27 protein-coding genes, 1 tRNA gene and 1 pseudogene are annotated in these 25,434 nt (G+C 61.9%); 13 read left to right on the top strand and 16 right to left on the bottom strand.

The features are described from left to right. Positions 1–51: 51 nt before the first annotated feature. Positions 52–210: a hypothetical protein gene (locus QMK32_RS10475; protein ID WP_283474797.1), complete on the top strand. Its 159-nt coding sequence runs from the start codon at positions 52–54 to the stop codon at positions 208–210. Positions 211–247: 37 nt separating this feature from the next. Here the strand turns inward: QMK32_RS10475 and QMK32_RS10470 are convergent, their stop codons facing one another. The 5 genes from QMK32_RS10470 to QMK32_RS25355 all read right to left on the bottom strand — a co-directional run bounded on the left by QMK32_RS10470 (position 248) and on the right by QMK32_RS25355 (position 3,114). Next, a complete protein-coding gene (locus tag QMK32_RS10470) occupies positions 248–1,276 on the bottom strand; it encodes an LLM class flavin-dependent oxidoreductase (protein ID WP_283474796.1) in 1,029 nt (342 codons plus the stop codon). Between the two features lie 136 nt (positions 1,277–1,412). After that, positions 1,413–1,973, bottom strand: a complete 561-nt coding sequence (locus tag QMK32_RS10465) for a dihydrofolate reductase family protein (protein ID WP_283474795.1) — start codon at positions 1,971–1,973, stop codon at positions 1,413–1,415. After that, entirely contained in the window at positions 1,894–2,376 is a 483-nt protein-coding gene (locus QMK32_RS10460; RefSeq protein ID WP_283474794.1) for a cation-transporting P-type ATPase, read from the bottom strand. Before QMK32_RS10460 ends, QMK32_RS10465 begins: the two co-directional genes overlap by 80 nt. 37 nt (positions 2,377–2,413) lie before the next feature. Further along, entirely contained in the window at positions 2,414–2,734 is a 321-nt protein-coding gene (locus tag QMK32_RS10455; protein ID WP_283474793.1) for a universal stress protein, read from the bottom strand. Further along, the gene (locus tag QMK32_RS25355; protein WP_502943567.1) at positions 2,641–3,114 is read right to left on the bottom strand and encodes a hypothetical protein; all 474 of its coding nucleotides are present in this window, start codon (positions 3,112–3,114) and stop codon (positions 2,641–2,643) included. The genes QMK32_RS10455 and QMK32_RS25355 overlap by 94 nt, the downstream gene beginning before the upstream one ends. Positions 3,115–3,985: 871 nt before the next feature. On the opposite strand from QMK32_RS25355, the gene QMK32_RS10445 reads away from it, so the two are divergent. The 4 genes and pseudogenes from QMK32_RS10445 to QMK32_RS10435 all read left to right on the top strand — a co-directional run bounded on the left by QMK32_RS10445 (position 3,986) and on the right by QMK32_RS10435 (position 6,860). Then, positions 3,986–5,398, top strand: a complete 1,413-nt coding sequence (locus QMK32_RS10445) for an MBL fold metallo-hydrolase (RefSeq protein ID WP_283474790.1) — start codon at positions 3,986–3,988, stop codon at positions 5,396–5,398. Between the two features lie 26 nt (positions 5,399–5,424). Beyond that, positions 5,425–5,589 carry a DUF8730 family Cys-rich protein gene (locus tag QMK32_RS25350; protein ID WP_502943566.1) on the top strand — a complete coding sequence of 55 codons (165 nt, stop codon included), beginning with the start codon at positions 5,425–5,427 and terminating at the stop codon, positions 5,587–5,589. 44 nt (positions 5,590–5,633) lie between these two features. Continuing rightward, positions 5,634–5,903 (top strand): annotated as a pseudogene (locus QMK32_RS10440) (metal-sensitive transcriptional regulator). 615 nt (positions 5,904–6,518) lie between these two features. Beyond that, the gene (locus QMK32_RS10435; protein WP_283474788.1) at positions 6,519–6,860 is read left to right on the top strand and encodes a hypothetical protein; all 342 of its coding nucleotides are present in this window, start codon (positions 6,519–6,521) and stop codon (positions 6,858–6,860) included. A 1,328-nt stretch (positions 6,861–8,188) separates the two neighbouring features. On the opposite strand, the gene QMK32_RS10430 is transcribed toward QMK32_RS10435, so the two are convergent. Further along, a complete protein-coding gene (locus tag QMK32_RS10430) occupies positions 8,189–8,371 on the bottom strand; it encodes an antitoxin VbhA family protein (protein ID WP_283474786.1) in 183 nt (60 codons plus the stop codon). Between the two features lie 180 nt (positions 8,372–8,551). Between QMK32_RS10430 and QMK32_RS10425 the strand changes: the two genes are divergently transcribed. Both QMK32_RS10425 and QMK32_RS10420 read left to right on the top strand, forming a co-directional pair. After that, positions 8,552–9,058 carry a hypothetical protein gene (locus QMK32_RS10425; RefSeq protein WP_283474784.1) on the top strand — a complete coding sequence of 169 codons (507 nt, stop codon included), beginning with the start codon at positions 8,552–8,554 and terminating at the stop codon, positions 9,056–9,058. Then, complete coding sequence (locus QMK32_RS10420; protein ID WP_283474783.1) at positions 9,055–9,696, top strand: RES family NAD+ phosphorylase; 642 nt, start codon at positions 9,055–9,057, stop codon at positions 9,694–9,696. Before QMK32_RS10425 ends, QMK32_RS10420 begins: the two co-directional genes overlap by 4 nt. Before the next feature lie 352 nt (positions 9,697–10,048). Here the strand turns inward: QMK32_RS10420 and QMK32_RS10415 are convergent, their stop codons facing one another. After that, positions 10,049–12,328 carry a DUF6924 domain-containing protein gene (locus QMK32_RS10415; protein ID WP_283474782.1) on the bottom strand — a complete coding sequence of 760 codons (2,280 nt, stop codon included), beginning with the start codon at positions 12,326–12,328 and terminating at the stop codon, positions 10,049–10,051. 371 nt (positions 12,329–12,699) lie between these two features. Between QMK32_RS10415 and QMK32_RS10410 the strand changes: the two genes are divergently transcribed. From QMK32_RS10410 to QMK32_RS10400, 3 genes are read left to right on the top strand one after another with little or no spacing between them, the layout of a single operon-like run. Further along, complete coding sequence (locus QMK32_RS10410) at positions 12,700–13,803, top strand: tyrosine-type recombinase/integrase (RefSeq protein ID WP_283474781.1); 1,104 nt, start codon at positions 12,700–12,702, stop codon at positions 13,801–13,803. Further along, positions 13,800–14,138, top strand: coding sequence for a helix-turn-helix domain-containing protein (locus QMK32_RS10405; protein WP_283474780.1), 339 nt, complete (start codon positions 13,800–13,802; stop codon positions 14,136–14,138). Before QMK32_RS10410 ends, QMK32_RS10405 begins: the two co-directional genes overlap by 4 nt. Next, positions 14,128–15,597, top strand: coding sequence for a site-specific integrase (locus QMK32_RS10400; protein ID WP_283474778.1), 1,470 nt, complete (start codon positions 14,128–14,130; stop codon positions 15,595–15,597). The genes QMK32_RS10405 and QMK32_RS10400 overlap by 11 nt, the downstream gene beginning before the upstream one ends. 262 nt (positions 15,598–15,859) lie before the next feature. On the opposite strand, the gene QMK32_RS10395 is transcribed toward QMK32_RS10400, so the two are convergent. The 3 genes from QMK32_RS10395 to QMK32_RS10385 all read right to left on the bottom strand — a co-directional run bounded on the left by QMK32_RS10395 (position 15,860) and on the right by QMK32_RS10385 (position 17,598). After that, a complete protein-coding gene (locus QMK32_RS10395) occupies positions 15,860–16,294 on the bottom strand; it encodes a hypothetical protein (RefSeq protein ID WP_283474776.1) in 435 nt (144 codons plus the stop codon). 254 nt (positions 16,295–16,548) lie between these two features. Then, a complete protein-coding gene (locus QMK32_RS10390) occupies positions 16,549–17,004 on the bottom strand; it encodes an ABC transporter permease (RefSeq protein ID WP_283474774.1) in 456 nt (151 codons plus the stop codon). A 111-nt stretch (positions 17,005–17,115) separates the two neighbouring features. Then, positions 17,116–17,598 (bottom strand): hypothetical protein, encoded by a 483-nt coding sequence (locus QMK32_RS10385; RefSeq protein ID WP_283474772.1) that lies wholly within the window; start codon positions 17,596–17,598, stop codon positions 17,116–17,118. Between the two features lie 216 nt (positions 17,599–17,814). On the opposite strand from QMK32_RS10385, the gene QMK32_RS10380 reads away from it, so the two are divergent. Beyond that, on the top strand, positions 17,815–18,495 hold the full coding sequence (locus QMK32_RS10380; protein ID WP_283474770.1) for a DUF6461 domain-containing protein: 681 nt from the start codon (positions 17,815–17,817) through the stop codon (positions 18,493–18,495). A 122-nt stretch (positions 18,496–18,617) separates the two neighbouring features. On the opposite strand, the gene QMK32_RS10375 is transcribed toward QMK32_RS10380, so the two are convergent. The 4 genes from QMK32_RS10375 to QMK32_RS10360 all read right to left on the bottom strand — a co-directional run bounded on the left by QMK32_RS10375 (position 18,618) and on the right by QMK32_RS10360 (position 21,099). Then, positions 18,618–19,379, bottom strand: a complete 762-nt coding sequence (locus tag QMK32_RS10375; RefSeq protein ID WP_283474769.1) for a hypothetical protein — start codon at positions 19,377–19,379, stop codon at positions 18,618–18,620. Then, complete coding sequence (locus QMK32_RS10370) at positions 19,318–20,130, bottom strand: hypothetical protein (protein WP_283474767.1); 813 nt, start codon at positions 20,128–20,130, stop codon at positions 19,318–19,320. The genes QMK32_RS10375 and QMK32_RS10370 overlap by 62 nt, the downstream gene beginning before the upstream one ends. 583 nt (positions 20,131–20,713) lie before the next feature. Then, positions 20,714–20,787, bottom strand: a tRNA-Lys gene (locus tag QMK32_RS10365). Between the two features lie 90 nt (positions 20,788–20,877). Further along, positions 20,878–21,099, bottom strand: coding sequence for a DUF3618 domain-containing protein (locus QMK32_RS10360; RefSeq protein WP_084345065.1), 222 nt, complete (start codon positions 21,097–21,099; stop codon positions 20,878–20,880). Between the two features lie 80 nt (positions 21,100–21,179). On the opposite strand from QMK32_RS10360, the gene bcp reads away from it, so the two are divergent. Beyond that, a complete protein-coding gene (gene bcp, locus QMK32_RS10355; protein ID WP_283474765.1) occupies positions 21,180–21,653 on the top strand; it encodes a thioredoxin-dependent thiol peroxidase in 474 nt (157 codons plus the stop codon). Here bcp and QMK32_RS10350 read toward each other — a convergent pair. Both QMK32_RS10350 and QMK32_RS10345 read right to left on the bottom strand, forming a co-directional pair. Beyond that, entirely contained in the window at positions 21,642–22,988 is a 1,347-nt protein-coding gene (locus QMK32_RS10350) for a dipeptidase (protein WP_283474764.1), read from the bottom strand. The genes bcp and QMK32_RS10350 overlap by 12 nt on opposite strands. A 79-nt stretch (positions 22,989–23,067) precedes the next feature. Beyond that, positions 23,068–24,426 carry a DUF7159 family protein gene (locus QMK32_RS10345; protein WP_283474763.1) on the bottom strand — a complete coding sequence of 453 codons (1,359 nt, stop codon included), beginning with the start codon at positions 24,424–24,426 and terminating at the stop codon, positions 23,068–23,070. A gap of 269 nt (positions 24,427–24,695) precedes the next feature. Between QMK32_RS10345 and QMK32_RS10340 the strand changes: the two genes are divergently transcribed. Further along, entirely contained in the window at positions 24,696–25,400 is a 705-nt protein-coding gene (locus QMK32_RS10340; protein WP_168708373.1) for a TetR/AcrR family transcriptional regulator, read from the top strand. Positions 25,401–25,434 lie beyond the last annotated feature (34 nt).

Raw genomic sequence — 25,434 nt, 5'->3', positions numbered from 1 at the left:
CCGGAAAGAACCGCGGGTTCGACGCGTCGATGCCGTGGGTAAATGTTCGACATGAGGACGAGAACGTTCCGCGACCGAGTCGACGCCGGGCAGGCGTTGTCGGTCCTTCTCGATCCCGAAGACTTCTCCGAAGACGTGCTGGTGCTCGCCTTGCCGCGTGGCGGAGCGCCGGTCACCGCGGCAGTCGCTACGGCATTGCACGCGCAGTGAGGCGTTTTCGTCGTCCGCACACTCGGAGTCCCAGATGTCAGGCTTTCGCCACCAGAGGGGCAACCTCGGTGCCGAGCAACTCGATCCCGCGGAGTAGGTCACCGTGGGCGAGCCTCGGATTCGTCATCTGCAGCGACAACCGGTCGACGCCGCCCAACTGTTCCCCGACCCGCAGGATCTTCTCGGCCACGGTCTGCGGGTCTCCCATGAAAAAGGCACCGTCGGGCCCGGATGTGGCGTCGAACTGCTGGCGGGTCGGTCTGGAGAAACCGCGCTCCCGGGAGATTTTGGTGAACATTTCATTCCAGCCCGGGTAGACAGTGTCCGCTGCCACTTTCGTGGTCTCGGCGACGAAGCCAAATACGTGCAGCCCTACCTGCAGCTTCTCTGGGGCGTGACCGGCCTGGGCTCCTGCGCGCCGGTACAGGTCTACGAGCGGGGCGAACTGGCGCGGCTCACCACCGATGATCGCAATCATCAGTGGCAGCCCCAGCATGCCCGCGCGGGCGAAGGACTCCGGGGTTCCACCGACGCCGACCCAGATCGGCAACGGATCCTGCACGGGCCGCGGGTAGATGCTCTGCTGGACCAGTGGTGGGCGATGTCGACCGGACCAGGTGACCTCGATGTTGTCGCGGATCTGCAGCAACAGTTCCAGCTTCTCGGTGAAAAGAGAGTCGTAGTCGGCGAAATCGAGGCCGAACAGCGGAAACGATTCGGTGAAGGACCCGCGGCCTACCACCAGGTCGATCCGGCCCTTCGAGATCAGATCCAGGGTGGCGAACTCTTGAAACACCCGCACCGGATCATCCGCGCTGAGCACCTTGACCGCGCTGCCGAGGCGGATCCGTTCCGTCCGAGCGGCAGCGGCAGCCAGAATGATCGACGGCGCCGAATCGTAGTACTCGCTGCGATGATGCTCGCCGATGCCGAACGAGTAGAGCCCAACCTGGTCAGCAAGGGCGATTTCCTCGAGCAGGTGCCCCATCCGCTCGGCCGGCCCGATCACGCGGCCGTCCGTCGGGTCTGTCACGGAGGAGACGAAGCTGTCTACGCCAACATGCATGATGCGACCTCTCGATTCAGGGCGGACGGATCCATCCAGCATTGGTGTCGATTCAACCACTCCGGATGAGAGAGTTCCGGGTCGCAGGCCAGATCGGTTGTCGCACGGTTCGCCCCGATGACGGCGGAGTCTTCGGCTACTTCGCCTCGTAACGCAGCAAAACCGCGCCTCCGGGGAAGGTGCGGTTCTCCACCAGTCGCAGCGAGATCCACGACGGCAGGGTCGGCAAGAACGGTATGCCGCCGCCGACTGCGATCGGCGAAATCACGATCTGGTATTCGTCCACCAGTCCCGCCTGCACGATAGGTGCGGCCAAAGTCGCCCCGGCCACCGCCAACCTGCCGTCGGTTTCGGCTTTCAGCTTCCTCACCACCTCGACCGGGTCGCCGCATTCGAGGCGGGAGTTCCAGTCGACGGACTCCAGAGTGCGAGAGAACACGACCTTGGGCATGTTGCGCCAGATGTGCGCGAAGTCGACGATCGTCGGGTTGGCGTCCGGGGACTTGTCGACGGTCGGCCAAAAGGCGGACATCAGTTCGTAGAGCCGCCGCCCATAGAACGACAAGGCAGTCTCCCGCTCGAGATCGTTCCAGTACTGGTGCAGTTCTTCGCTCGGTTCAGACCAGTCGATGCTGCCTTGGGCGTCGGCGATGTACCCATCCACCGATACGTTGAAGCCATAGCTGAGTTTTCCCATGCAGCTGAAGACTGCGCCGGCGGACGAAACTCGTCGCTATTGACACTCGGCCATTTCTCAACCGATCGTTGACGAACCCCAATCCGACCGACAAGGCGACGATGATGCCGATAATTAGCGCTGAACTGCGCTCACCGACGAAATAGGACGCGGTCGCAGCGATGAGCAGCAACGCGAGCAGCGGTGACCGGAGTTGATGCCAGAGCACCGGCCAGAATCTGGCGCGGTGCGAAGACACGGCATTGGGCCCCCACTGCGCGCGTCGCCGAGCAGCCTCGACGCCGGACAGGCCCACCTCGGCGCTGCCCGCCAACTGTTCCATTAGGTCAGCTGTGGACATCGCCGCTGCAGACACGATTCCCATCGGGGTGGTGGTCGCCTGCCGCGTAGCCGTTAGTGTCATCGCCCGCGCAAGACAGGTCTGGAGTGCAAAATATTCGTCAATTCTTGTCCGCGGGGTCACGTACGACCACGACCGAGCATTCGGCATGCTCGGCAACGCTTTTACTGACCGACCCGAGCAGCAAACCGACGAATCCGCCGCGACCGCGACTACCGACGACGAGCATTTCCGCATTCTTGGCAGCGTCGATCAGCACCTTCGCTGCATTGCCCGCGTGCACCAGGGCTCGCAGTCCGTCAGGCTTCGACTCGCCGTATGCGACCGTCAATGTTTCGGCGAGTACCTTCTCGGCGTCCTTGTCCGGCTGATACCCGGCCGGACCGCCGGCCATCCCATAGGCCGATGCAGACTCACCCACAGTTCGGCACCGGCCGGGAACGGTGCGATTTCGGCGAACACCGGCGCGGCGGGGTCGGCCCAGGTATCAGGTGTCCATGAACCAGATCGACGAGCGTGGCGGCCGGCTTCACTTCCGTCACGACGTGCAGCGTGGTGATGGTGAGTTTGCCGGTCGCTGAGGCTTGGGCGAGGTAAGTTTTGTCGAGGGACTTCTTGCCGGCGTTGTTTCCGTAGATGACTTCCGATGCCAGTGCCGATTTGGTCACCTGCCCGGCGGCTTCCTGTTTCATGTATTCGAAGTCGTACACATTGGGCACGAATGTTGTTGTGTAGCCGGATCTCTGCGCGGTTTTGCGTCCTGTTCTGGCAAATTTGTAGTACGGGGTCGACTCGAACCACGCTGGGTCGACGTTGTTCACCCCCAGCGCGGCGTTCGCCTTGGGGAAGTAGGTCGAGTACATCGCATTGGAGTCGACGTTCGGCAGGATTTCCTCGAAGTAGTTGCGTTTCGGCGTCACAGCCATTCCGCCGTTGACGAGCGATCCACCACCCACTCCGCGACTCCGGTAGACCTTGATTCCACCGACGTATTTACTGATGTTCTTATCGACCGAACCACCGGAGAAGTGTGAAACCGGTTGCACTGTGCGAGTTCGGAGCCAGGTCGACCGACCGTCCGGCGAGAGCATCGGGCAGAAGATCTTCCCGTCCGATCCCGGCGTGGTCCAGGCCTTGCCCATCTCGACCATGTGCGTGTCGATCCCGGCTTGCGTCAATCGGAGTGCGGCTACCGCCCCGCCGTAACCGCTACCGATGACGAGCGCGGCGCCAATCCTGTTGCGGCGAGAAAGTTTCTGCGCGAGAAACCCGAAGTGGTGCGTGGAGATCGATCCTTGACATTGGCACGAATATTCAAGCGATTCCTTCCCTTTCGGTAATTTCCCCCTGCGCAGAGATACACCTTCCGAGAGCTGACGACGCGTGCAGTACCAGCCGGTAATGTCGCGTGTGCGTGGATACTCCACAAAAATCACCCGTGAACAGAAGGTTCACCGGCCACTTTTGTGGAAGCACATCACCGATCCGGCGTCCGACACCGTCAAACCACATGCATGCCGAAGTGACAGGTAAGTGATAGTCGTCGAACGGTCGTGCTGCAGTGAATCGAAATAGACACACGTCGCATACATACCCCCTGGGGTACTTGACATACCCTACGGGGTATCTCTAAAGTCTAAGTATCCTCGAACGTCGCAAGGAAGGTTGTCCGATGATCCTCGAGCAGTACTACATCGAGTGCTTATCTCATGCGTCATACCTGATTGGCGATGAGACCACCGGCAGAGCCATCGTGGTGGATCCGCGTCGCGACATCACCGAATATCTTCACGATGCAGCCAATTACGGACTGAAGATCGAGGGGGTAATCAACACCCACCTTCATGCAGACTTCGTTTCCGGTCACCTCGAGCTTGTCGACGCTGTGGGAGCATGGGTCGGGTTCGGCGAATCCGCCGATACCGAGTATCCGATCCGCAGGTTGCGGCACGGCGAACATGTGTCCCTCGGGACCGTCGACATCGAGATCCTCTCCACCCCCGGCCACACGTGGGAGTCGATCAGCCTGCTGGTCCGAGAGAATCCGCTTGCTGCGCCGTCAGCTGTGCTCACCGGAGATTCGATGTTCATCGGCGATGTCGGCCGCCCCGACCTGGCCAACCTCGGAGATGGCACCAACACCGATCTTGCACGGGCGATGTACCGCACCGTTCACGAGACGCTCCTGATGTTGCCCGACTCGGTGACCGTCATGCCCGCTCACGGCGCAGGATCGTCCTGCGGCAAAAACCTCTCGTCCGAGCTGACCTCCACGATCGGTGAGCAACGACGCACCAATCCGTCGGTGCAGCCCATGACTGAGGACGCCTTCGTCGCGCTCGTCACGGACGGTCAGCCTGCGGTGCCGGCATACTTCTCGACTGATGTCGCTTTGAACAAGTCGAATCGGGCGCTGCTCGATCAAGGTCGGCACATCCCCGCGCTGTCGCCGACTGAACTGCGCACTGGATTGGCTGAGGGGATTCGAGTCCTCGACGCTCGCACGCCCGACGATTTCGCTGCCGGACATGTGCGTGGCTCGATCAATGTCGGATTCGACGGCAGGTTTGCCGAGACCGGCGGCATGGTGGCAGACATCGGCGGCCGAATCGCTCTCATCACCTATCCGGGTCAGCAACAAGATGCAGCAATGCGGCTCGCGCGCATTGGGTCCGACAATGTCATCGGGTATCTCACCGTTGACACAGACGGCACCTTCCCCGACGCGCTCACCGACCTGGTGCGTACTGCACCGCGCACCGAAGTGGTCGCGCTGGACTCGCTCCTGAGTGCGGACGCGATCACATTGATCGATATTCGTAATCCCGGTGAGCGCGAAGACGGCGTCATCGCAGGCGCTCAGCCGATTCCGCTCGCTCAACTCCGCTCCCATCTCGACGATCTGCCACAAGACAAGCCGATAGTCGTTTATTGCGCCGGCGGCTGGCGCTCGTCCGTCGCCGCGTCGCTCCTGCGCGCCGACGGTATCGAGAACGTCGGCGACCTGGTCGGTGGCTACAACGCCTGGATCGAATTGTCTTCCACATCGGTTGATTCGCAGCAACTTTCATCCGTCATCGAGTGACGCAGACCGGACAAGGAATCTCCATCATGTGCTACCCCGAGAAGTGTTCTTCCTGTTCCAAGACCACCTGGGCCGGATGCGGTCAACACTCCGACGACGTAATGAATAGCGTTCCCACAGCGCAGCGCTGCACCTGCGTTGCTGCCGATACAGCGGGGACCGGCTTCTTCCGCTCCCTGCTTCGGCGATGACCCGCCCAATACACAACACTGATTCATCTTCGAAGGGAACTCTCATGACCGGCGACGAGGACAGCATCGCGTTGGTACTCAACCGACTCCGGCGAGCACACGGTCAGCTCGCGGGAGTGATCTCGATGATCGAATAGGGTCGTGATTGCAAGGATGTCGTCATGCAACTCGCTGCCGTGTCCCGTGCACTCGACAAGGCCGGCTTCAAAATCGTTGCCACCAGCCTTCGCGAATGCATCACCGGGGAGACCGCCGGCACCACGGAACCGATGACCGAAGCCGAACTCGAAAAGATCTTCCTCACCCTCGCCTGAATGGTCCGTAGCAGTGGCACCAGGGCGGCGTCAAGCGAAACCGCACGCAACCAACCCTCGCGGAATGACCTGACAGAGGATCACAGTCGCGAACAGGGGAATTTTCCCCACTACGGTCGATGGTCGCTCATCGCTGGCGTCGAAGGGCAGTACCCGACTCACCGAGTCAAAAAATATGCCCTCGAACAGCATTTCTGCTGTTCGAGGGCATATATTGTGCGCCATCAGGGATTCGAACCCCGGACCCACTGTCAGAGTGAGACGATTCGCCTGGATACATCCGAGTCCACCACAAGCCGGTTGACCTGGCAGTTCAGGGAGTCGAGTGGCCACCGACGTCCGGCCGGAATCGCACGCGTTCAACCAAAAAGATGACCAAAAGATGGCACAGTCGAATCCGCCCAACACCAAGAACATTTCTGCACCGACCATCCTCGTTCACGTGGTCACTCGACTCCACCAACAACAAAGGAGTGACCCCCTGCCCCTCTCCAAGCATCCGACTGACGAGCCTTCAGGACTCCCCGTCGAAACTCAGATCGGCGTCCGTGTCGGAGCATTCACCTAGTCTTCTGCTCATCCAGCTCGTCCCTTGGCAGAAAGGACTCATCGACGATGCCAGCGCAGGCGTGGGTCACTCTGATCATCGGACTGGTCGCCACCATCGGTGTCATCATCACCTGGCAACAGAAGAACTCCGCAGACCGCCGCTCCGAGTGGTTTCGACGGACCACCTGGGCGTTCGATCGCACCTTCAGCACCTCCGACACCGAAGCCCAACTCGGATGGAAGGTGCTCGAAACTCTGGTCGCATCTAGACTGGCTACACGCAACGACTCCGACATCGTTCAAGTCATCGCCGAGAAAATATCGCTCGGAGACTCGGACACCGATTACGACGAGGAGGCAGGAAATGACCACAGCAACACCGAAGAATCCGGCCCCGGCCATTCGTAGCCTCGCCGTCCGCCGGGCAGCGGCACAGGCCGCAGTCGCAGCAAGCGCCAAAACCGGTCGGCCGGTCCCCGCCGCCGTACAAAAGCTCGCCAACTCACGCTAAAAGTTCGGGGCCGCTCGCCCCCATCCTTCGGCGCGATAGAGACGCGCACGAGAAACGCAGGCCGTCGCGCGACGTCGATGGTTGTGATCAGCCATCTTGGTGCGCAAAACGCAGTTTTCGCACCGTCAGGATATCCCGACAAAATGTAGGGGCGCCTCTCGAGAGGCTTTACCTGGCCTCAACATTGCCGCAGTTCGTTCCATATAGGAACAACGAAAGTCCGTTCAGCTGCTAAGACCGGTCTCGGCAGGTCGTTCGATCCAGCGACCTGTGGGCTGATCCACGGCAGAAACGACATGCCGGCCAAGAACCGCATTTCAACGCACCCGCGGCTCGACCCGACCGAAAATTGGACAACAAAAAATGTCCCTGTCAGTGTTTGCGTTTCCACTGGCAGGGACATCCGTTGTGCGCCATCAGGGATTCGAACCCCGGACCCGCTTTAAAAGAGGTAACAATTCCAGTGGACCCACCAGAGTCCACCACACGCCAGCTGACGAGGTTGTTCGGCGAATCGAGAGACCATCAGTGTGCGGGTGAATCCACCCGAGTTCGACTCAAAGTGATGAGTAAAAGATGACCACTTTCGACTGTCTCCGGGTCCATCAACGTCCCCCTCGCCCCCCATCGTCCAAACGGACCGGCATGGTCATTCGACTCCACCTCGTTTCAAAGTGATGACCTGAAACCTGGCTTGAGCGCTCACAATTGACGGTACAGGCAGACGCGCCCACCGCGTGCGTTCGTCGCCGCTTCGGTGGATCCGACGTCGGAATACAACAGCGCACCCCGGAAGCGCCAACCACGGGCCGATCATGCATGCCGAACTTGCCGAGCGAAACGAAAACTATACGAGTGACGGCCACTGCTGCAGACGACGCGACGACAGTAACGCGACACCAATGCCAATCACACGTTCACGACCTCCTGCGCAGCGATGAAATCGAAAGGCCGAACGGTGTTGCCAGGCATCATTAGCGACTCATCACCCTCTCCATCCCAGCCGACCGCAGCTCACCGGCCCACAAGTACACAATTAGGAACAGATACCGGGTGCAACGCCCTCACATGAGACAGATCGTTCTCGGCGGCGGCCGGGTTTCTCGATCGTAGCTCCCACGCACTTACGCAGCACGGACGATCCAGGAAAGAAGTACCCGACCCAGTCCAGGTCATCGCCTCTGGTGTCTCAGAGAAGTGCGTTGTCCACCGGAAGCAAACCAGATCAGGCGAGGTTGTACCGCCTACGCACCCGATGCCCCAGCTCGGCGATATCGATCTCGCCGCGGACGTACGCATCCTGGTCCGCACGCGTGGCATCGGTACTGCGGGCACCTTCGAGAGCACTATTGGTTCGAGCAGCGTCGATCGCCCGCGCACGACTACCTGATGGTCGTCGTACCGACATTCGACACCTCCTCAACGCCGCCCTATCGTAGGGCCCACCCGCTCGGGGAATCGTCTCGACAAGCGTATGGCTCCGCACCGCATCACGGGGAGGCCCGGTGCCGTAGAAGGTTTCAGATCCCGACCCCAAGCCGAGTTGACCTGATTGACTTGACCTGATTGACCCCGGTAGCGTGGCGGTATGAGCACCCCGCTGCAGGACCTCGTCGCCGCCGAACTCGCCGCCAGCGGACTCGGCCACACCGAGCTGAACCCCAGTGATGTCGCGTTCGTCGAGAACGGAATCCGCAACGTACTGTCCGGGCTGAAGGCGCGCCGCGCGTGGGAGAACCATATCGGCGCAATCCTCACCCACAAGCAGGTACTGGATGTGACCGGGTGGACGAAACAAGCACTGAGCCAAGCAGTCCGAGAACACCGCGTACTGCGACTGGTCGCCGCCGACAGCTCTGCGGGGTACTCCGTTGCCGGGTTCGACCACGGCACACCAGCGCGGCCGATTCTCGGAATCAAGGACGTCCTACGGGCATGGGCCAGCGCCGACGCCAGTGGGTGGATGGCCGCGTCGTGGCTGATGACCGAACAACCCGAACTCGGCGGCCGAACAGCCCGGCAGGCGTTGCTCGACGGAGACGGTCCATCGGTCGCTGATCTTGCTCGTGCGGCGACCGAGCAGCTCGCTGCGTGAGCGCCCCGCGCACCGCACTGCACCTACTCGCTCCTCCCCCACCGGATCACCTCCGTGATCGATTTCCGGTGTTCCGCACCCCGGCCGGCGCGGAGGTGTTTCGCTGCCACAGCGCTACTCGCGGGCCGTTGTGGTTTGCGAACGGCGGCCACGGACGTTTCGACCTCGCCAACATGCACGGCACCTGCTACACCGCCGAGTCCGAACAGATCACCTTGCTCGAGACCTGGGGTGGGATGCGGGTGGTCCCGAGCACCGAACTGAGCGCACGCGCTCTGACGCGTCTGCGGATCACCGAGCCGCGTGAGCTTGCTGATCTGACATCCAACACTGCTGCTCAATTCGGTGTCACCGCAGAAGTATTCACAACCGGCAACTATCAGCTGACGCAGCTGTGGGCGTCGGCGCTCCGTAGTGCAGGATTCACGGGGATCCGCTACTGGGCGCGGCACGATCTCGCGCACACTCACGCTTGCCTAGCCTTGTTCGACACCGCCGGCACCCATACATCCGCGAACAAGGACCCGCACAGCTACGCGATATCTACGACCGCCACATTGTCCGAACGACCGGACCTGATCGACGCACTTCAACACGACACCGGCATCACTGTCCTACCCATACCCCAGTCGCTCTGACGCTTTCGGCCACAGCGCAGTGAGATGCAGTCCGCAATCGCCGCTCCCGCTTCTGGGCTCTAATGATCGCTGCAGCCCGTTGTCGTGCCCGGACAGATAGCTCCGCTTCGAGCTGTGTCTCCGCGGTCGGAAGCCACGTCTGGCCCCGGTGCAGCGCCTCGTATTGTTGTCGCCATGGAGTCGACGTGGAGGGTGAGTAGTGCGCTGGCGGTTCTGAGTGTTGTAGCGACTTCGGTGGCTCGATCGAGGTCGGCGAACGGATAGATCTCGATGCGTTCGGCAAATACGACCACATGCTCAGGATCGACGGCGCGTACGGCGACAGAAGGCGACAAAACCTTGCACTGAGTGATCACGGTTCCCCGGGGCCGACGATGCGTATTCCTGTGGCCGGCACTTCCTTGACGATGAATTCGTCGTGGACGCCGGTGACGATGGCAACGTAGAACAACTGCTCACCATCGATTCGCAGGTGAGCACCGATGCTGAATCCGGGGAGACGCGGAATGCGCGGCATGATGGGTTCGCCGCCGGTGATGGCGGCGTCGCTGTGCAGGCGCGCGGCCTCGGTCAGAATGGCGTCCTTGACGATGCTCCGATCGACCAGGTCGTCGTCGTCCGTCAGTAGCGCCGCCGATACGGGCTCGGTGTTCACGAATGGGACCTCGAACCGGAGCGTTTGCGGCACACCGTCTTCGGCGGGCGGAGGAGTGTACGGCTGGTATCTGATGCGGTATGCCGCCAGAGGGCGGTGCGAACTGGGATCCAGAACGAACCACCAGTACGCATTGTGGGCGGGCACGCTACCGCGCAGCGCCGGGCCACCGGATGACGTCGCCTCCAGGAACTCGTCGTAACCGAGTATGTCTGCGGAACTGTTGTGAGCGTCGCGGGTCTGCGTGTGCACCTCGAGCATGTCGACCTCGAAGAGTTGCACCGGGTACTGATACTTCCGCCCGTCGAGGACGGCGTGCAACTCGCGCAGTGTGTCGGTATGGAGATCACCAGCGATCCACTGCGCGATCTCGCGCGTTGTCACCTCTTCGACGGGCCGCACCGGTTCGGGAAACCCACGGAACACGCCGTCTTCGTCGGCGCTGTCCGCGAAACTCTCGAAGTCCATGTTCGCGATCGACAGGTTGTTCTCCACACCCCACATTTCCGACGGGATGACGCGAAAAGTCCGACCGCGTGGGCGGTCCGATTCGTCAGGGCCGGTGTAGACGACGACGATGGGCATTTCGGGGTTCTGCATGGATTCGGCATCGACGAGAAACGCATAGTACGGGGGCTGGTCGCCGAGTGCATCGAGCAATCCCTCCACGGTCATACCGTCGTTCTCCCGGTTGTCGATACAGGTGAGGTAGGCGGCGAATTCGGTGCCGTCACCTTGCTCGATCGGTGCCATCGCGGCGACGGCGACAGCACACCAGGCGTCGTCGTCACTGAAATCGGTTCGGATGAGCAGCGACTCGTCCTTCAGGTGGTCGGCAAGGATTCTACCGGTGCCGAGGGTGGCGAGGACTTCCGCTTCACGACGGTCGTGCTCCTCTGCGGCGAGTTCGGAGGTAATCTCCGCTGCGTCGCGGTCGGGTGGGTCGACCGGGACGATCGACTCGACGATGCGTACGCACTCGCCCTCCTCGATGTCCTGATAACTACGTATCTCGTAGGTCCAGTCGCCGATGGACTGCCGGTGGCGTTCGGGTGTCGTATCGTTCGGCCATTCGAGCTTCGGCTCGCCGATGGTTGTCACCCAGCGGCGCAGTGTGAATTGAGGTGCGTGCCCGCTGATCGACAAGCTGAGTTCGCCGGTACGGGGATCGCCCGATTGAGACTGGACATGCGTGGTCAGCGGCAGCCACGTCGGTATCGCCTGAGGAATACCGGCCAAGGCGCGCTGGCGTTCCTCATGCTCACGTTGGTGCTTCGCCATGTCGTCCTCGGCCGAACGCGAAGCACCCGACCATTCGAACAGGGCCGGATCGAACAGCTCGTCCAGAGTAGGACTTTCGAGTTCGATCCACGCCTCGCCCTGCTGCCAACGGACCGCCACACCGAGTTCCGCGTCGAACACATACGTGACCGATTCGTTGGCGTGCTGATCGCGCGCGGTCACTTCCCACCCCGCGCGACCGCGAACCGAGATCTGCCGGGGCGCGCTGGGATCAACGAACCGCTGGTCGTTGAGTCCGTGGCTCGCATTGGGCGGAAAGGTGTCATAGGCCCGCAGCAACAGGGACGGCGAGCCAATTCCCATGGTCAAGTACATGGTGTTGGGCGACTTGACGGCGTGGACCATCGTCCCCTCCGCGTCGAGTGACCATCTGTCGGTGGGGTTTTCGATGAATGTTGGCTCACCGGAGACGTTCTCGTACCGCCACGTCGCGTCCGGAACGTGCATCACCAGCTGCGACGAACCGTCGGGGCGATGAACGGTCCCCCCTACGGGGCGTCCCATCGTGCCGTAGTTCGCGCCTCGAACTTGTTCCCACGTCGGAGCCATGATCAAGAAACTACCCGAGTGCAATGCCGGAAGCATGCACCTGTCGCCGGACTCCAACTGCTCGTGATCGAGGGAGAGCAAGACCGGTTTACAGTCCGGACCGGCCAGGGCAACAACGTTGGCCACTCGGGTTCAAGCGATTCACGTAGAGAACACAGTTTCCGCACCGTCATTAAGTCCTGGAGGCGAGTACCGCGCCACCGAGTAGAGGTGGACTGCCGATAAGACGGATAATGTCAGGTAAAGTGCTGCATGTTGCATCCAATGAATCAATCAACTCCCGCTCCCGCACCTGAGCGGTCTGCAATATCGCACGAAAACTGTTCGGAATGAGGATTTTGCGTGCTGTCTAGATGGCTGCACGCTCGGGCTTCCCGACAGAAGCGGTATGGGTCTCTATCTTTCGCTGTTCAACATCATTCTCTGGCAGTGCTATTGACAGAAATGATTCATCTGGTGAATCATTGATTCGTTGAACGAGACGGCGAAGGGGTGTCATGGGGGTCGACAAGAGCGGGCGCGTCGTATTGGTCGACTCGGTGACGCCACTGCATCCCGAGGAGCAAACCGTCGAGGACATGCTAACGGGATGGTGGAACCAGCAGCTTTGCCGAAACCTGCAGCTCGGGACCATCGAGCAGCGGCAGCAGGTGGTCGTGCGGTTTATCGACTACACCAACGAGTTCCCGTGGGCATGGACACCGGCCATGGTCGAGGAATACTTCGGAGACCTCCGCTCGATCCGGCGGATCGCGCACTCGACGATCCGCAGCTACCAGACCTCGCTGAAGCTGTTCTGCTCCTACATCAGCAACCCCGACTACGGATGGGATCGACTGTGTGAGAGCCGCTTCGGTACGCACCCCGCTCAGGTGTTCTTCGAGTGGAACACAGCAACACACGTCCAGGACAACGAGCAGACACCGGCGAAGCGGGCCTTCACCAAGACCGAGCTGCAACTGTTGTTCGACTACTCCGACGCTCAGGTCGAGACGATCGGAGCGACAGGCCGAAATGGGTGGCTGCCGGCGTACCGTGACGCGGTGATGCTCAAACTCGCCTACTCCTACGGGCTGCGGTTCAACGAAGTACGTCACCTGCAGAGCGTCGACTTCGCCCGCAATCCCCACGCACGCGAGTTCGGCCGCTTCGGAGTTCTCAACGTGCGTTACGGCAAAGCCAAGCGCGGGTCGCCCCCGAAACGGCGCAGTGTCCTGACGGTCTTCGATTGGACACCTGAGATCGTCGAGGATTGGCTCACCCACGGCCAGCCCTATCTCGATGCGGGTCTCGATCTGTTCCCGTCCGAACGTGGCGCGCTCGTTGCCGAATCGACCTTGATACGCCGGTTCCGCCGCTACTGCACCGAGCTGCAGCTCTCCCCCGGGCTGGACCTGCACTCACTGCGACGCTCGTACGCCACCCACCTGATCGAAGACGGCTGGGATTCGTTGTTCGTACAACAGCAGATGGGCCACGAACACGCCAGCACCACCTCCCTCTACACGTGCGTGTCGAGCGACTTCCGCACTCGCACAGTGCGTCGAGCGTTGGATGCGACCGTGAGCGACGCTCTCGGAATGGAAGGAGAAATCTCGTGAAACGCACCGTCGACTACACCTGGCGCCTACCCGAGCTGATGGCCGCACACGGCATGCACAACAGCACCGACCTCATCCCCCGCCTACTCGAACGCGGAATCTCCCTCTCCCGCCCTCAGGTCTACCGCCTCGTCACGCAACGACCCGCACGTGTCTCCCTGCAGATGATGGCGGCTCTCTGCGACATCTTCGGCTGCGGAATGCAGGACCTGGTCACCGTCACGGCAGCAGACGAACGCAAGAAGCGAACTGCGACATCATCGGCACCGAACGTCGTCGAGCTCAACAAGACAGTCCGACCGCGACGTGCACGGGTGATCCGCGATGACCATTGAGATCCGACCCCGCAACACCGTTCGAGGGCGACCGAGAACCGGTAGCGGATTCACCTGCGATCGCTGTGGCCGCGAGGCCGGTAAACCGCGCGTGCGCTGGCCCGACGGCAAGATCTGCGGAACGTGCTTTCATGCCGCAGTGCGCACCTATGGATACTGCGCAGCGTGTGGGTTCGAACGAATGCTCCCCGGACGAGTCGAGGACACAGCCGTCTGTGTCGACTGCGCCGGCATTGCGACCGACTTCCACTGCACCCGCTGCGGCACCGAAGCCGAGCACTACCGGCGCGGTATCTGTGCACGCTGCGCACTCCGCGACGACCTCACCTCCCTGCTACTCGACGATCCCGCCGCCATGCACACTTTGGTGGGTATCTTCTGTGCCGTGGATCGCCCCGAAAGCATCCACACCTGGAAACGATCCACCAAGGTCCACGAGCTGTTGCGTCAGCTGGCAACCGGCCAGATTCCGATGACCCACGAAGGACTCGACAGCGTTGGCGACGATCGCCGAACGATGCACCTACGGGGCATCCTCGAACATCATCAACTGATTGCGCCGCGTGACCGCTACCTCGCCCTCTTCGAGGACTGGATCGCCGCAAAGATGACCGCCATCGACCACCCCTCGGTTCGGCGCTACGCCGAACAGTTCGCGACCTGGCACCACCTCAAACGAGTCCGCGCAATCGCGGCCGCAGGCAAACCCACCCGCGGACCCGTCCACGCCTCGAAACAGGACATCACCGAAGCCATCAAGTTCCTGGCCTGGCTCCACGACACCCACGGCCGCACCGCCGCGACATGCCGCCAACTCGATGTCGATGATTGGCTCGCGACCGGACCCACCACCCGACAGGTCATTCGGACGTTCTTTGTCTGGGCCCAGACAGCCCGCATCAACCGGTCGGTGACGATCGGCCACCGCTCCCCCGCCCCGACAACAACCCTCACCCAAGACGAGCGACTACACTGGATCCGCGAACTCCTCACCGGCAGCAGTGAATCGCTCCCGTATCGAGTGGCCGGCATTCTTCTCCTGCTCTACGCCCAACCGATAGTGAAGATCGCCGCTCTACGCACCGATCAAGTCGGTACCGACGCCGAGGGGCTATGGATCACGCTGGGCGCCGAACCAGCCCCGGTGCCGGAACCCTTCGCAGAGCTTCTCCGCAGCCACATCAACTCGCGCACAACGCAACTCACCGGCACCGACACTGGCTGGCTGTTCCCCAGCATCCGCACCGGACGCCATCTGCACCCCAACACGATGATGGACCGCATCCGATCACTCGGAATCAACCTGCTCGGCGCGCGCACAGCATCCCTGCGCATACTCGTCACCCAGATACCACCGCCGCTCGCAGCAGAAATGCTCGGATACAGCTACTCAGTCGCCCACCGCCACGCCGAACTGGCCGCGCAACCGTGGGCGCAGTACACCGCACAGCGGAAGTAGCCTGCGGCCTGGGTGATCCCGATCAAACTTGCTTGCTTTGGGCATAGGTAGAAGTGCATCCCTGGTCGTCTCGCTTGGCGGCCACGAACGTGCCGATGCGGTGACGCTATAGCTGCTTCACCGCCTGGCAGCCACCGCCGGAGTGAACCGTCCTGGGACTGTTGGAGAATGTGACCTCACTAGGAGAATGCAGAATCAACAGCCCAGGCGCGCGTATGGAGTCTGCAGCGTGGGCACGCACCCCACCCACACCAACCAGAGTTCAGTTGCCTTGCTGGAACTCGGCCCAGTTGTCGGACAACACATTTAGCCGAGCAAAGTCGCCCGGGTCGACAGTGCATCGGGCGGTGTAAACCCATCCGCTGTCGTACACCACCGATACACGCCTGCTGTCGACGAAGAGCACGCAATCATCGACTATCGATACTGTCGAGAACCGCACACCGCCCATCACCGTCGGTCCAACACGCCGGTCGTCGTTCTGCAGCATCGAAAGCGCCAGGCTCTCCATCTCCCCGTGGGCACGCTCGAAGTCCCTGCTTCCCGGGGTAGGGACCACCACGAACACCACCGCCGCTACCGTCACGGACAGCGGCGCGATTACGACGGTCCAGGGTAGTCGGCGGTCGCGCATCCAGGAGCGGTACAACCGCACCAACCAGACAAGCCCGACACCGGCCAACCCCAGAATCGCCACCCACAAGAGAACAAACTCGATGAGGATATTCGCGGCGGGTGAGGGATAGTGCCAGTACTCAAACCGAATGGCTGCTAACAGCGCTAGGAACGGGACAACCGCCAGTGCGGTTCCGAGACCTAGCCACCGGCGCCTCGTCCCCACATCGCAACCTGTCAACACGCACCCCGTCCGAGCGATTGGTACCCGACAGCTTTCCACTCGCACCGTACCCGTCCAATGGCACTACAGATCCGATCGCGGCGTCACAGTCCTCAGGCCAATACGCCGGGACCACCTGCCGGCGTTGCCCTCCGCAGGACAGTGGGTTGAAGCATCGCGGTAATCGCTCCGAGCACGGCCATGGGAAGAGCAAAGATAAGCAATTTCGAGTATGAGTCAGTCGTGATGCGGAATACGCCGACGACGAACAGACCGAGGAGGACGACGACGGCGAGCCAGGACACCGACTTCCGCATGGCGATGGCCGCCACCGCGGGTGGCGTCGCCATTAAGAGTCCCACGCCGACCAGTGGCCAAACTCCCAGCACATCGATCGCTCGGTCACCGCATTGATAGGAACTGCTCTCGCCGACTTTCGAGCATGCCATGGACATATCGAGCATTGTCACAGACGTCGCGTCCCACAAGGTGAATGCCAACGCGGCCACGGCCAAAGCCCACCACACTGATCTCGCCACGGCCAAAGCCCACCACACTGATCTCGCCATGCCCGCAGCCTAACCTTCACGTGCGGCGAGACCCAGCCTCAGTTTCCTAGATCGCTTTCAGAACACTGAGCCCCGGCTTATGCAGTTCTCGGAAGCCGACCGTCGAACGAATTAGGTGGGTTTCTCCGGCGTCTCGGCGTCGAGATAGCCCCACCAGTAAATCCCGTTCTTGTCTTGCCGGAGGTTATGCGCGACGGTCCCCAACGGTTCGCCGATATCGAAATCGGCCACCTCTCGGCCAAAGCGCTCAGCGTCTGCCGTCTCCGCAGCAGGAGGCGGCCCCGATTGTGTCATCCGAATTTCCAAGATCTTCGCGACAGTCATGTACCGATATACGACGCAGAACGCATCCGGGCCGTCCGTCCACGCGTCGGCAACACCGACACCCCACGCTTCGGACAACGAACTCGTCGACAGGCGACGCAAGCATGCAGCCAAAGCGAATTCCGACCAGGTCGACGACAGCTCACTGTACTGTTCCAACAGTTCGCGGTGCCTGGAGGTAAATCGACGGGCCGATGGAGAATAGGCCTGGGCAGCAACTGTTCCGGCCGGAAAGTAGTCTTCGCGCAGTCCGTGCTGCTCTCGATCCATGATAAGCAGCATAAGACGGGCAGCGGCACCCTGGGGGAACCGTGACAGCGACTGCGCGCATGCCCCGCGTCGGGGCGTAGAGCAATACGGCCACTCTTGATATGCAGCGTTACCAGTAGACCCCTGCATATGCATCCGATGGATCAACACGCACCGCCTCGCCCCAGACCGCGCACACAGATGTCGGATCACGAAGTCTGTGATGAACTGCTACACATGGCCGATTTCAGCGACTACCAATTCCTCCGCGAACCGTTCGAGGGCTGGATCCTCAACGGCTACTGCGTGACCCTCGTGGCCGACACCTCCGCCGAGGAGTTCCTTCGACTGGTCGACGCCGAGATCTGGCCCGACCGTGTTCGTGGATACGAAGAGATGAACCTGGCCTGGCCGTCAACGTCGGACCATTACGTTGGAGTGGCGGACCTGCCGGGCCGCTGGACGCTCATTATCGAGACCGCTGCCGGCTACATGGGGATCTCGGAGTACGTACTAGGACCTGTTGCAGCAAAAAAGCACGACATCGTCTCCATCTACGGTGCCGAAGGTTCCGGTCGGATTGAGTGGTGGACAGACGGGATTCTTGTCGCCCATATGGACGTCAGCTATCTCGAGTACGACGGTGCCTGGAGCGGGGCGGACCCTCGCCGTTTCGAGGACGTATGGAACGCGGTCGTCCCCGACGACCTCGACGATCGTGTCGATAGTGGGTGGGTCTTTCCTCAAGCGCTTTTCGCAGCCGCTGAGAACATCACCGGTACACATCTGAGCCAGGAAGTTCTCGCGTCTTCGGAGTTCAAGTTGGCCACGGTTCGGGCGATCCTGCCGCCGGCCGCCGGGGAATACACAAGACGCCTGCGCGATGCAGGCTGGGATGCGCGGGCACTCCACCCCTGACGACACCAGTTACCGCACCGTCGAGACATAGTTGCGGGATCGAACGCGCCGACAGCGAGAGAAGTACGACTGCAGCGGGCCTTCCCGACATCAACCCGTGCCGGAGCAGAGGTCGCGTGTCATCACCAATTCGCTCCGCCGCAAGGGTGTTGGGGTGGAAACTCGCGCACCAGCTCCGGACGACGCCCGCGCAGGTACAGGCCGGTAAAGGTATGCGCTTCGTCGGCAAGCCAATGCCAGCTTTCCCGCGACCACGTTGCCGCCTCGGCGCGCGCGTCTGCCACGGTCACCACGCCGGTGTCAGAGCGCCGAAGGATCACCGAGTCGTCGTCCCAGTCGATCGAGGCAGCGCGTACATCGAGGGGTCCGTGGGCGGCGATGATGTCGAGGTCGGCGTCGATCGGAAATGACTCGTGCTGCACCCGCCGCTGAAACTCGTTATCCAGCATCTGGTCCTGAGTCAGCGACGCTACGAACCACGGCCTCACCGTGCCAGTTGTAGAAGCCCGGATCAGCAGCGCCGTCACCGCGCCCACCGACCCCGATCCTGAGTTCGTCACCGGCGCAACCACAATCGCCACGTTGCCATCGATCACCACCACCGGCGCTCCGCCCAGACCCACGGATCGATCGGATTCCGATGCCGTTCCGAACGTGTCGTCGTAATCACCCGAAAGCAACTGCTCCAGCAGTGGGCCCGTCGCGCGGCGCGCCACAGCCCACCGATCCCCACGCGCGATTGCCTCGACCAGAACGCTGACGTGAGCGACCAGTCCTCCACGGCCCGTACGCATAGCGAGCCGGTTCACCGTCACAGTGCTGTCACCGATCTTCGTGTCGCGGGCGCGCCTGCTCGTCGACCACGCGACGCGCGGGATCGTCACTGGTGTCGTGCGCCTCGCGGCAGGTGACGCCGACGCCTTCGGGCAAGTGTGCGTACCAGCCGCTGAGACCGAGCGTAGCCATCGGCGCGCGAACCCCCGACCAGCCGATAGAGCGTGCTTCGGCGAGGATGTCGCGTTCGACACCAGCACGTTCGGCCGGGAACAAGCGCCACCGAGCGAGAAGCTGCTGAACGAGTTCGAGCACGGTGACCTCGGGGCCGCTGCCCGGGTGTGCCCGCGGAGCGGCAGGAACATCGCTCCAGATGTGCGACCCGATCACAGGATGAACGAACCCATCTGCAATACGCGCGGACATCATCCTGCTGTGCGCTCTCGCCCCGGCAGCACGTGCGCCGTCCCCACCATCACCCCCGAGACGGGTGAACAATTCCTCCGCAAGTCGGTACTGTCCTTCGTTGATGCGCGACCCATCCGCAACGCGCTCATCTCCGGATTCGAACGGTGTGAAACGTGAGAGCACGTCCGCCACCACGTCGGCGGTGTCGGGAGGTATCAATGGCGGCACCAACGTGAGGTCACCGTGCACGGCCGAAACATAGCCCAAGCAAGCGATAGGAAATCTGCTCCAGTCGCTCTCCCCCACCGCTACGGCCGTGGCGGCAAACACGAAGTTGTCGAACAGATCTCGGTGCACCGGCGGTAAGCGACGCATCGCGTTCGCGTCGGCCAACGAGACACCGTCGTAGATGAATTGTTCGAGGACTCGACCCTCTACTTCTTGCAACCACATATGAAAACCCGCGAACTAGGAGGACCGCCAGACGAAGCCGACGGGCGCAGGATCACCGAACGCCAGTAAACACGCCCGGCCATTTCTCCACAAGCCACGGCCCGAGGCGTCGTGGTTAGCTCGCCCTCGACAGTTGCCGCACTGTTGCCTTCGTGTTGGCTGGCGCATCAAAGTCCGGGCGCGGGCGGGTTCACTCTGTCGCTGTCAGGCGTGACGGGATCGGTGGGAGTAGTCCGAATGGCGTGTAGGTCCACCTGGGTGAGTCGCCCCCTTACACGGTTCACTTGCGTTCGATTGCGAGTTTCAAAAAGATGAGTAAGTGATGACTCGAGCGTCCACAGACGTCCATCAGCTACCCGGCGGCGCGACTTCGGCACACAACTCGCAGGTCACCGGCATGGCTGCCGAAACTTGACTCCCGGTATTTGCGATTAAGAGTCAGGTCTCCGAAACGCCCTAAGCCACTTACGAATCCGCAGGTCACAGACTTGCTCATTTCTGCGACGCTTACGGATGCCCAGACATACCCAGACAACAAAAAGTGCCCCTGAACAGCAATTATGCTGTTCAGGGGCACTCGTTGTGCGCCATCAGGGATTCGAACCCCGGACCCGCTGATTAAGAGTCAGCTGCTCTAACCAACTGAGCTAATGGCGCCGATCAGCACCACCGTCGTTCTCTGTGGTGCCGGGGAAACTTTAACAGGATCGCTGACCGGATGTGAAATCGGCTGGTCAGAGGCGCTTTTTAGCTGAAGATCTTGCGGATGACGAGTACTGCGACTACTGCGCCGACTCCGATGAGGGTGTATTTCACCGGCGGTTCGTTGAGCTTGGCGATCACGGTTTGCTTTGTGCTTTCGACGATGCGCTTGGGGCTCGCGCGGACGCTCAGCTCGTCGAGCGTGCTTGCGAGCTGATTGCGAGCGGCCTCGATCTCGCGTTCGATCCGGTCGGTGTCCTTGGCCACGTGTCCTCCAACTTGTCGCAAATTCTTTCGTCTGTCGTTGTCGAGCGTAGAGCACTGTTGAATTTGGATACTGTTCTCCTGTGACCGATAACAAGAAGCTCGAGCCCGGCGACACTGCACCGGCCTTCACTTTGCCCGATGCCGACGGAAACGACGTCTCTCTGTCCGATTACGCGGGCAAGAAGGTAGTCGTCTACTTCTACCCCGCTGCCAGTACGCCTGGCTGCACCAAGCAGGCGTGCGATTTCCGCGACAGTTTGGCCGAACTCAACGGCGCAGGCCTCGAGGTCATCGGCATCTCCCCCGACAAGCCGGCGAAGCTCGCGAAGTTCCGCGAGGCGGAGGGCTTGAACTTCCCGTTGCTCTCCGACCCGGAGAAGTCGACGCTTCTGGCGTGGGGCGCTTTCGGCGAGAAGAAGATGTACGGCAAGACGGTGCAGGGTGTCATTCGTTCGACGTTCCTCGTCGACGAGGCAGGCAAGATCGAGGTAGCGCAGTACAACGTCCGCGCTACCGGACATGTTGCGAAGCTCCGCCGAGACCTATCGGTCTGACCGTCCCAGCTTCTGTAGAAACAGAGCTTCGGCGACGGCGATGTTCTCGATTTCCCGTGGGTCGACGCTTTCGTTGGGCGCATGGATGCGGCACAGCGGTTCTTCGACGCCCATGAGCACGATCTCGGCCTTCGGGAACGTCTGTGCGAGAACGTTGCACAGCGGGATCGAGCCGCCTTGCCCTGCCGAGGACACGTCCGTGCCGAATGCTTCCTTCATCGCGTCGCTGAGAGCTGCGTAGCCGGGGCCGTCGGTTCGCGCTTGGAACGGCGACCCGATGGCCTCGCGCTCGATACTCACGCGCGCGCTCCACGGCACGTGCGCCCGTAGATGGGCCTCGAGTGCATCCTGAGCGGTCTGTGGATCGATACCGGGCGGCACCCTCAGATTGAGGCGTGCGGACGCCGTCGGCGAAATTGCGGCCGCCGAACCGACGACGGGCGGGCAGTCGATTCCCAGGACCGTCAGAGCCGGGCGCGCCCACACGGCATCGGCAACCGAGGCCGAACCGGCAAGGTCCACCCCGTCCAGTACCCCTGCGTCAGCGCGGAACCGATCGGCGGGATAGTCGATGCCGTCCCACACCTGGCTCGTATCCAACCCGTCCACGACTGTATTTCCGTGCTCGTCTCGCAGTGTGGACAGCAACTGAATCAGTGCAGCGAGGGCGTCGGGGGCTGGGCCGCCATACATTCCGGAGTGGATTTCGCCGCTCAAGGTGTCCACTCGGACAACAATATTGGCAATTCCGCGCAATGTCGTCGTCACGGTCGGTCGACCCACGGCAGCATTGCCGGTGTCGGCGATGATGATGACGTCGGATGCGAACAGTTCGGGTCTCGCCTGCACGAGCGCCTCGAGTCCACCGGTGCCCATCTCTTCCGAACCTTCCGAAACCACGGTGACTCCGACGGCAAGGTCGTCACCGAGTGCGCGCAGCGCCAGCAGATGCATGACGACGTTGCCCTTGCAGTCCGCTGCGCCGCGGCCGAACCAGCGACCTCGAGACTCGGTGAGTTCGAACGGCTCGCTGTCCCACAATGATCGGTCCCCCGGCGGTTGGACGTCGTAGTGCGAATACAGCAGCACTGTCGGCGCACCTGCAGGCGCAGGCCGGTGCCCCACGACGGCCAGCGAATCGTCTTCGGTCTCGATCAGCTCCACCGAATCCATTCCGGCGTCCAGGAACGCGCTGCGAACCCAGTTCGCCGCGGCCACACACTCTTCACGCGGAAACTGACGTTCGTCGTGAACCGATCGGAACGCCACCAACTCTCGTAGTTCACGCTGAGCCCGCGGCATGTCTGCAGAAATCGCCGATCGAACATCCGACATCGTCACTCCTGACACTCTTACCGACCGTCTCTACCTTTGCCGATCATTGTGTCATCGTGCAGGGAGGTCGGGCAGGGAGTCAGTTTTCGTGAATCTCCTGCCCGACCCACTCGGCAGTGTGCTGCCAGTGCCGGTCCCAAGCCTCCTGCTCGAGCTGTTCCTGGGATTTCCCTGGCTCGGGAATGATGACCGGGACGGCGAACTCCGGAGGAGCCACCTCACTGCGCGGCACTACAGCGGCTGCCGGGGGGATCGACTGGGCCGGTATCGGGGTGAAGGTTTCCGGCGGCCTCGCGACACCGGTCGTTGGATCGACGGTCCAATTCTCGACTACGGGCGCAGGCAAGAACACCGGTTCCGGCGCCCACTGAGCGGGAGGTGCGGGCGGTGGTGGCGCTGGCTCCGGCGTCAGTGCTGGGGGCTGCGCCGAAATGCTTCCGCTTGTACCCGAGTCGGTATCGATTGCCGTCGACCTCGGTTTCGCCACCTCCGTGGGGGTTTGGCTCTTCGGTGAATCCGCGGGCAGGGTGGATGCCAGCGCGACCCCACCGGAAAGGATTCCCACCAGCAAAGCTCCGGCGAGCACGAGTTTCTTGCGTGGCATGGAACGGCGCACCCGCGGCTGGTGCACCTCCGCGGCCACGACGGGAGGCTGCGACGTCACCAACGCGGGAGCGGCAGGTGCTACCGCCGATACCATCTCGGATTCGTCTTCGGCGTCCGTTACCGGGTCGACAGCGTCATCGGGCGCACCGTCGTCATCGAGGACCGACGGCTCTTCGCGAACCACGTTGCGTTCCGCGAGCAGTCCCGCACCGCTGGCCGCGATCAGGTTGGCGTCGCCGACTCGAATCACCGGCACGCCGAGCCCGAGGGAAAGGATGTCGATCACGTCTCTGTTGCCCGAAAGGTCCCCGAACAGCGCCACGGAGTCGGCTTCGATACCGGCCTCGTCGAGAACTTCCCACGCCAGTGCCACCGTGCCGCCGATGCGCTCGGGGGTAGGCGACTCGAATGCCGCAGTCTTTGCGGGCGTCAGGGTTTCTTGTGCCGCGTCGGCAAGCGAGATCGATACCCCCGACGGGCCCATGTAGTAGAGAAGGACTCGCTCGGCGGAGGTGAACTCGGTCGATCTCGCCAGCCACCCCAGCAACGCAGACGATGCGGAGATCATCGACACCGAATCGACGTCCGCCTCCTCGATCGCCGACTCGAACAGCGCACGCTCTTCATCCGAGCGATACACCACTCCGATGCCGTCCACCGCTATTTCAGCGGCCGCAGCAAGCTCACGCATGCTCTCGATGGCAGCGGTCAGCGATTCTGCAACGCCGTCGTCCAGCGCGGTGACCTGGCTTGCCGCTACCGAATCTTCGACCCCATCGAAAAGGACGGAGTGCAGTGCACCCGACTCGATGGAAAGACCAATAGTGGCCACGTAAATACTCCTGTGCCTAAGGGTGAGGCTCCCGACATGAGCATCTCCGAGACGAAATCGGCGACGTCACCCTCCACGACGATGTAACTGATACTCGAACCATACCTAAAGATGGTTTTCTTGACCAAAAGCAACTCGAGATCTGCCGAATTGACTGTATCGAGCGGCACGGCGAGATGGAGTGAGGTTTCACTGGTCCCTAGCCGCCACTCGGTGTCTGTAACTCCGCGTAGTGGAGTAGATGGCGCTCGGGCCGCTAGCCTGAGTGCGTGGAGTCCTCTGCTAGCGCCCAGGCTGCGAGACGAATAGACGCAGCGCTCGAATCGACGGTAGAGACGCAGGAGCTGATGCCGCGGCGGCGTCCTACCCAAGAACGCAGCCAACGCAAGTTCGACGCATTGCTTGCCGCATCACGGGACGTCCTGAGCGACGCCGGATTCGAATCGTTCACCTGTGAGGAAGTTGCCGCTCGCGCCGAGCTGCCGATCGGCACCCTCTACCAGTTCTTCGCCAACAAGTACGTGATCGTGTGCGAGCTCAACCGGCAGGACGTCGTCGGCGTTCAACAAGAACTGGCCGACTTCAACGGTGAGGTGCCGTCGCTGGATTGGCTTCGATTCCTCAACAAATTCGTCGACCACATGGCCAATATGTGGATGTCCGATCCGTCGCGGCGGGAGGTGTGGCTCGCCATGCAGTCCACTCCGTCCACGCGCGCCACCGGCGTCATCCACGAACGCGAATTCGCAGACCAGGTCGCCCGCATGCTCGGCCCCCTCACTCCACGGACCCCGAGAGTGCGACGCAACCTGATGGCCCAGGTCCTCGTCCACATCGTCTACTCGATGCTGAACTTCTCCGTTCAGGACGGACAGAGCCATGAAGATGCGGTCGCCGAACTCAAACGCATCATGACCGCGTACCTTCTCGGCGCCGAGAGGGACAGCAGGCGTTCGGGCGCCTCCGCCGAGTAGACCTCGGCTCGGACCCTCCCGAGCGACCGCCGAA

The organism is Rhodococcus sp. H29-C3 (genome assembly GCF_030063405.1).
In the GTDB taxonomy this organism is placed as follows: domain Bacteria; phylum Actinomycetota; class Actinomycetes; order Mycobacteriales; family Mycobacteriaceae; genus Rhodococcoides.
This window is presented reverse-complemented; position numbering and strand designations above follow the sequence as displayed.

Bases quoted from the DNA above. Each gene is read 5' to 3' on its own strand.
- QMK32_RS10475 (WP_283474797.1), top strand. From the start codon at position 52: ATGAGGACGAGAACGTTCCGCGACCGAGTCGACGCCGGGCAGGCGTTG.
- QMK32_RS10470 (WP_283474796.1), bottom strand. From the start codon at position 1,276: ATGCATGTTGGCGTAGACAGCTTCGTCTCCTCCGTGACAGACCCGACG.
- QMK32_RS10465 (WP_283474795.1), bottom strand. From the start codon at position 1,973: ATGGGAAAACTCAGCTATGGCTTCAACGTATCGGTGGATGGGTACATC.
- QMK32_RS10460 (WP_283474794.1), bottom strand. From the start codon at position 2,376: ATGACACTAACGGCTACGCGGCAGGCGACCACCACCCCGATGGGAATC.
- QMK32_RS10445 (WP_283474790.1), top strand. From the start codon at position 3,986: ATGATCCTCGAGCAGTACTACATCGAGTGCTTATCTCATGCGTCATAC.
- QMK32_RS25350 (WP_502943566.1), top strand. From the start codon at position 5,425: ATGTGCTACCCCGAGAAGTGTTCTTCCTGTTCCAAGACCACCTGGGCC.
- QMK32_RS10435 (WP_283474788.1), top strand. From the start codon at position 6,519: ATGCCAGCGCAGGCGTGGGTCACTCTGATCATCGGACTGGTCGCCACC.
- QMK32_RS10430 (WP_283474786.1), bottom strand. From the start codon at position 8,371: ATGTCGGTACGACGACCATCAGGTAGTCGTGCGCGGGCGATCGACGCT.
- QMK32_RS10425 (WP_283474784.1), top strand. From the start codon at position 8,552: ATGAGCACCCCGCTGCAGGACCTCGTCGCCGCCGAACTCGCCGCCAGC.
- QMK32_RS10410 (WP_283474781.1), top strand. From the start codon at position 12,700: ATGGGGGTCGACAAGAGCGGGCGCGTCGTATTGGTCGACTCGGTGACG.
- QMK32_RS10400 (WP_283474778.1), top strand. From the start codon at position 14,128: ATGACCATTGAGATCCGACCCCGCAACACCGTTCGAGGGCGACCGAGA.
- QMK32_RS10390 (WP_283474774.1), bottom strand. From the start codon at position 17,004: ATGGCGAGATCAGTGTGGTGGGCTTTGGCCGTGGCGAGATCAGTGTGG.
- QMK32_RS10385 (WP_283474772.1), bottom strand. From the start codon at position 17,598: ATGGATCGAGAGCAGCACGGACTGCGCGAAGACTACTTTCCGGCCGGA.
- QMK32_RS10380 (WP_283474770.1), top strand. From the start codon at position 17,815: ATGGCCGATTTCAGCGACTACCAATTCCTCCGCGAACCGTTCGAGGGC.
- QMK32_RS10370 (WP_283474767.1), bottom strand. From the start codon at position 20,130: ATGTGGTTGCAAGAAGTAGAGGGTCGAGTCCTCGAACAATTCATCTAC.
- QMK32_RS10350 (WP_283474764.1), bottom strand. From the start codon at position 22,988: ATGTCGGATGTTCGATCGGCGATTTCTGCAGACATGCCGCGGGCTCAG.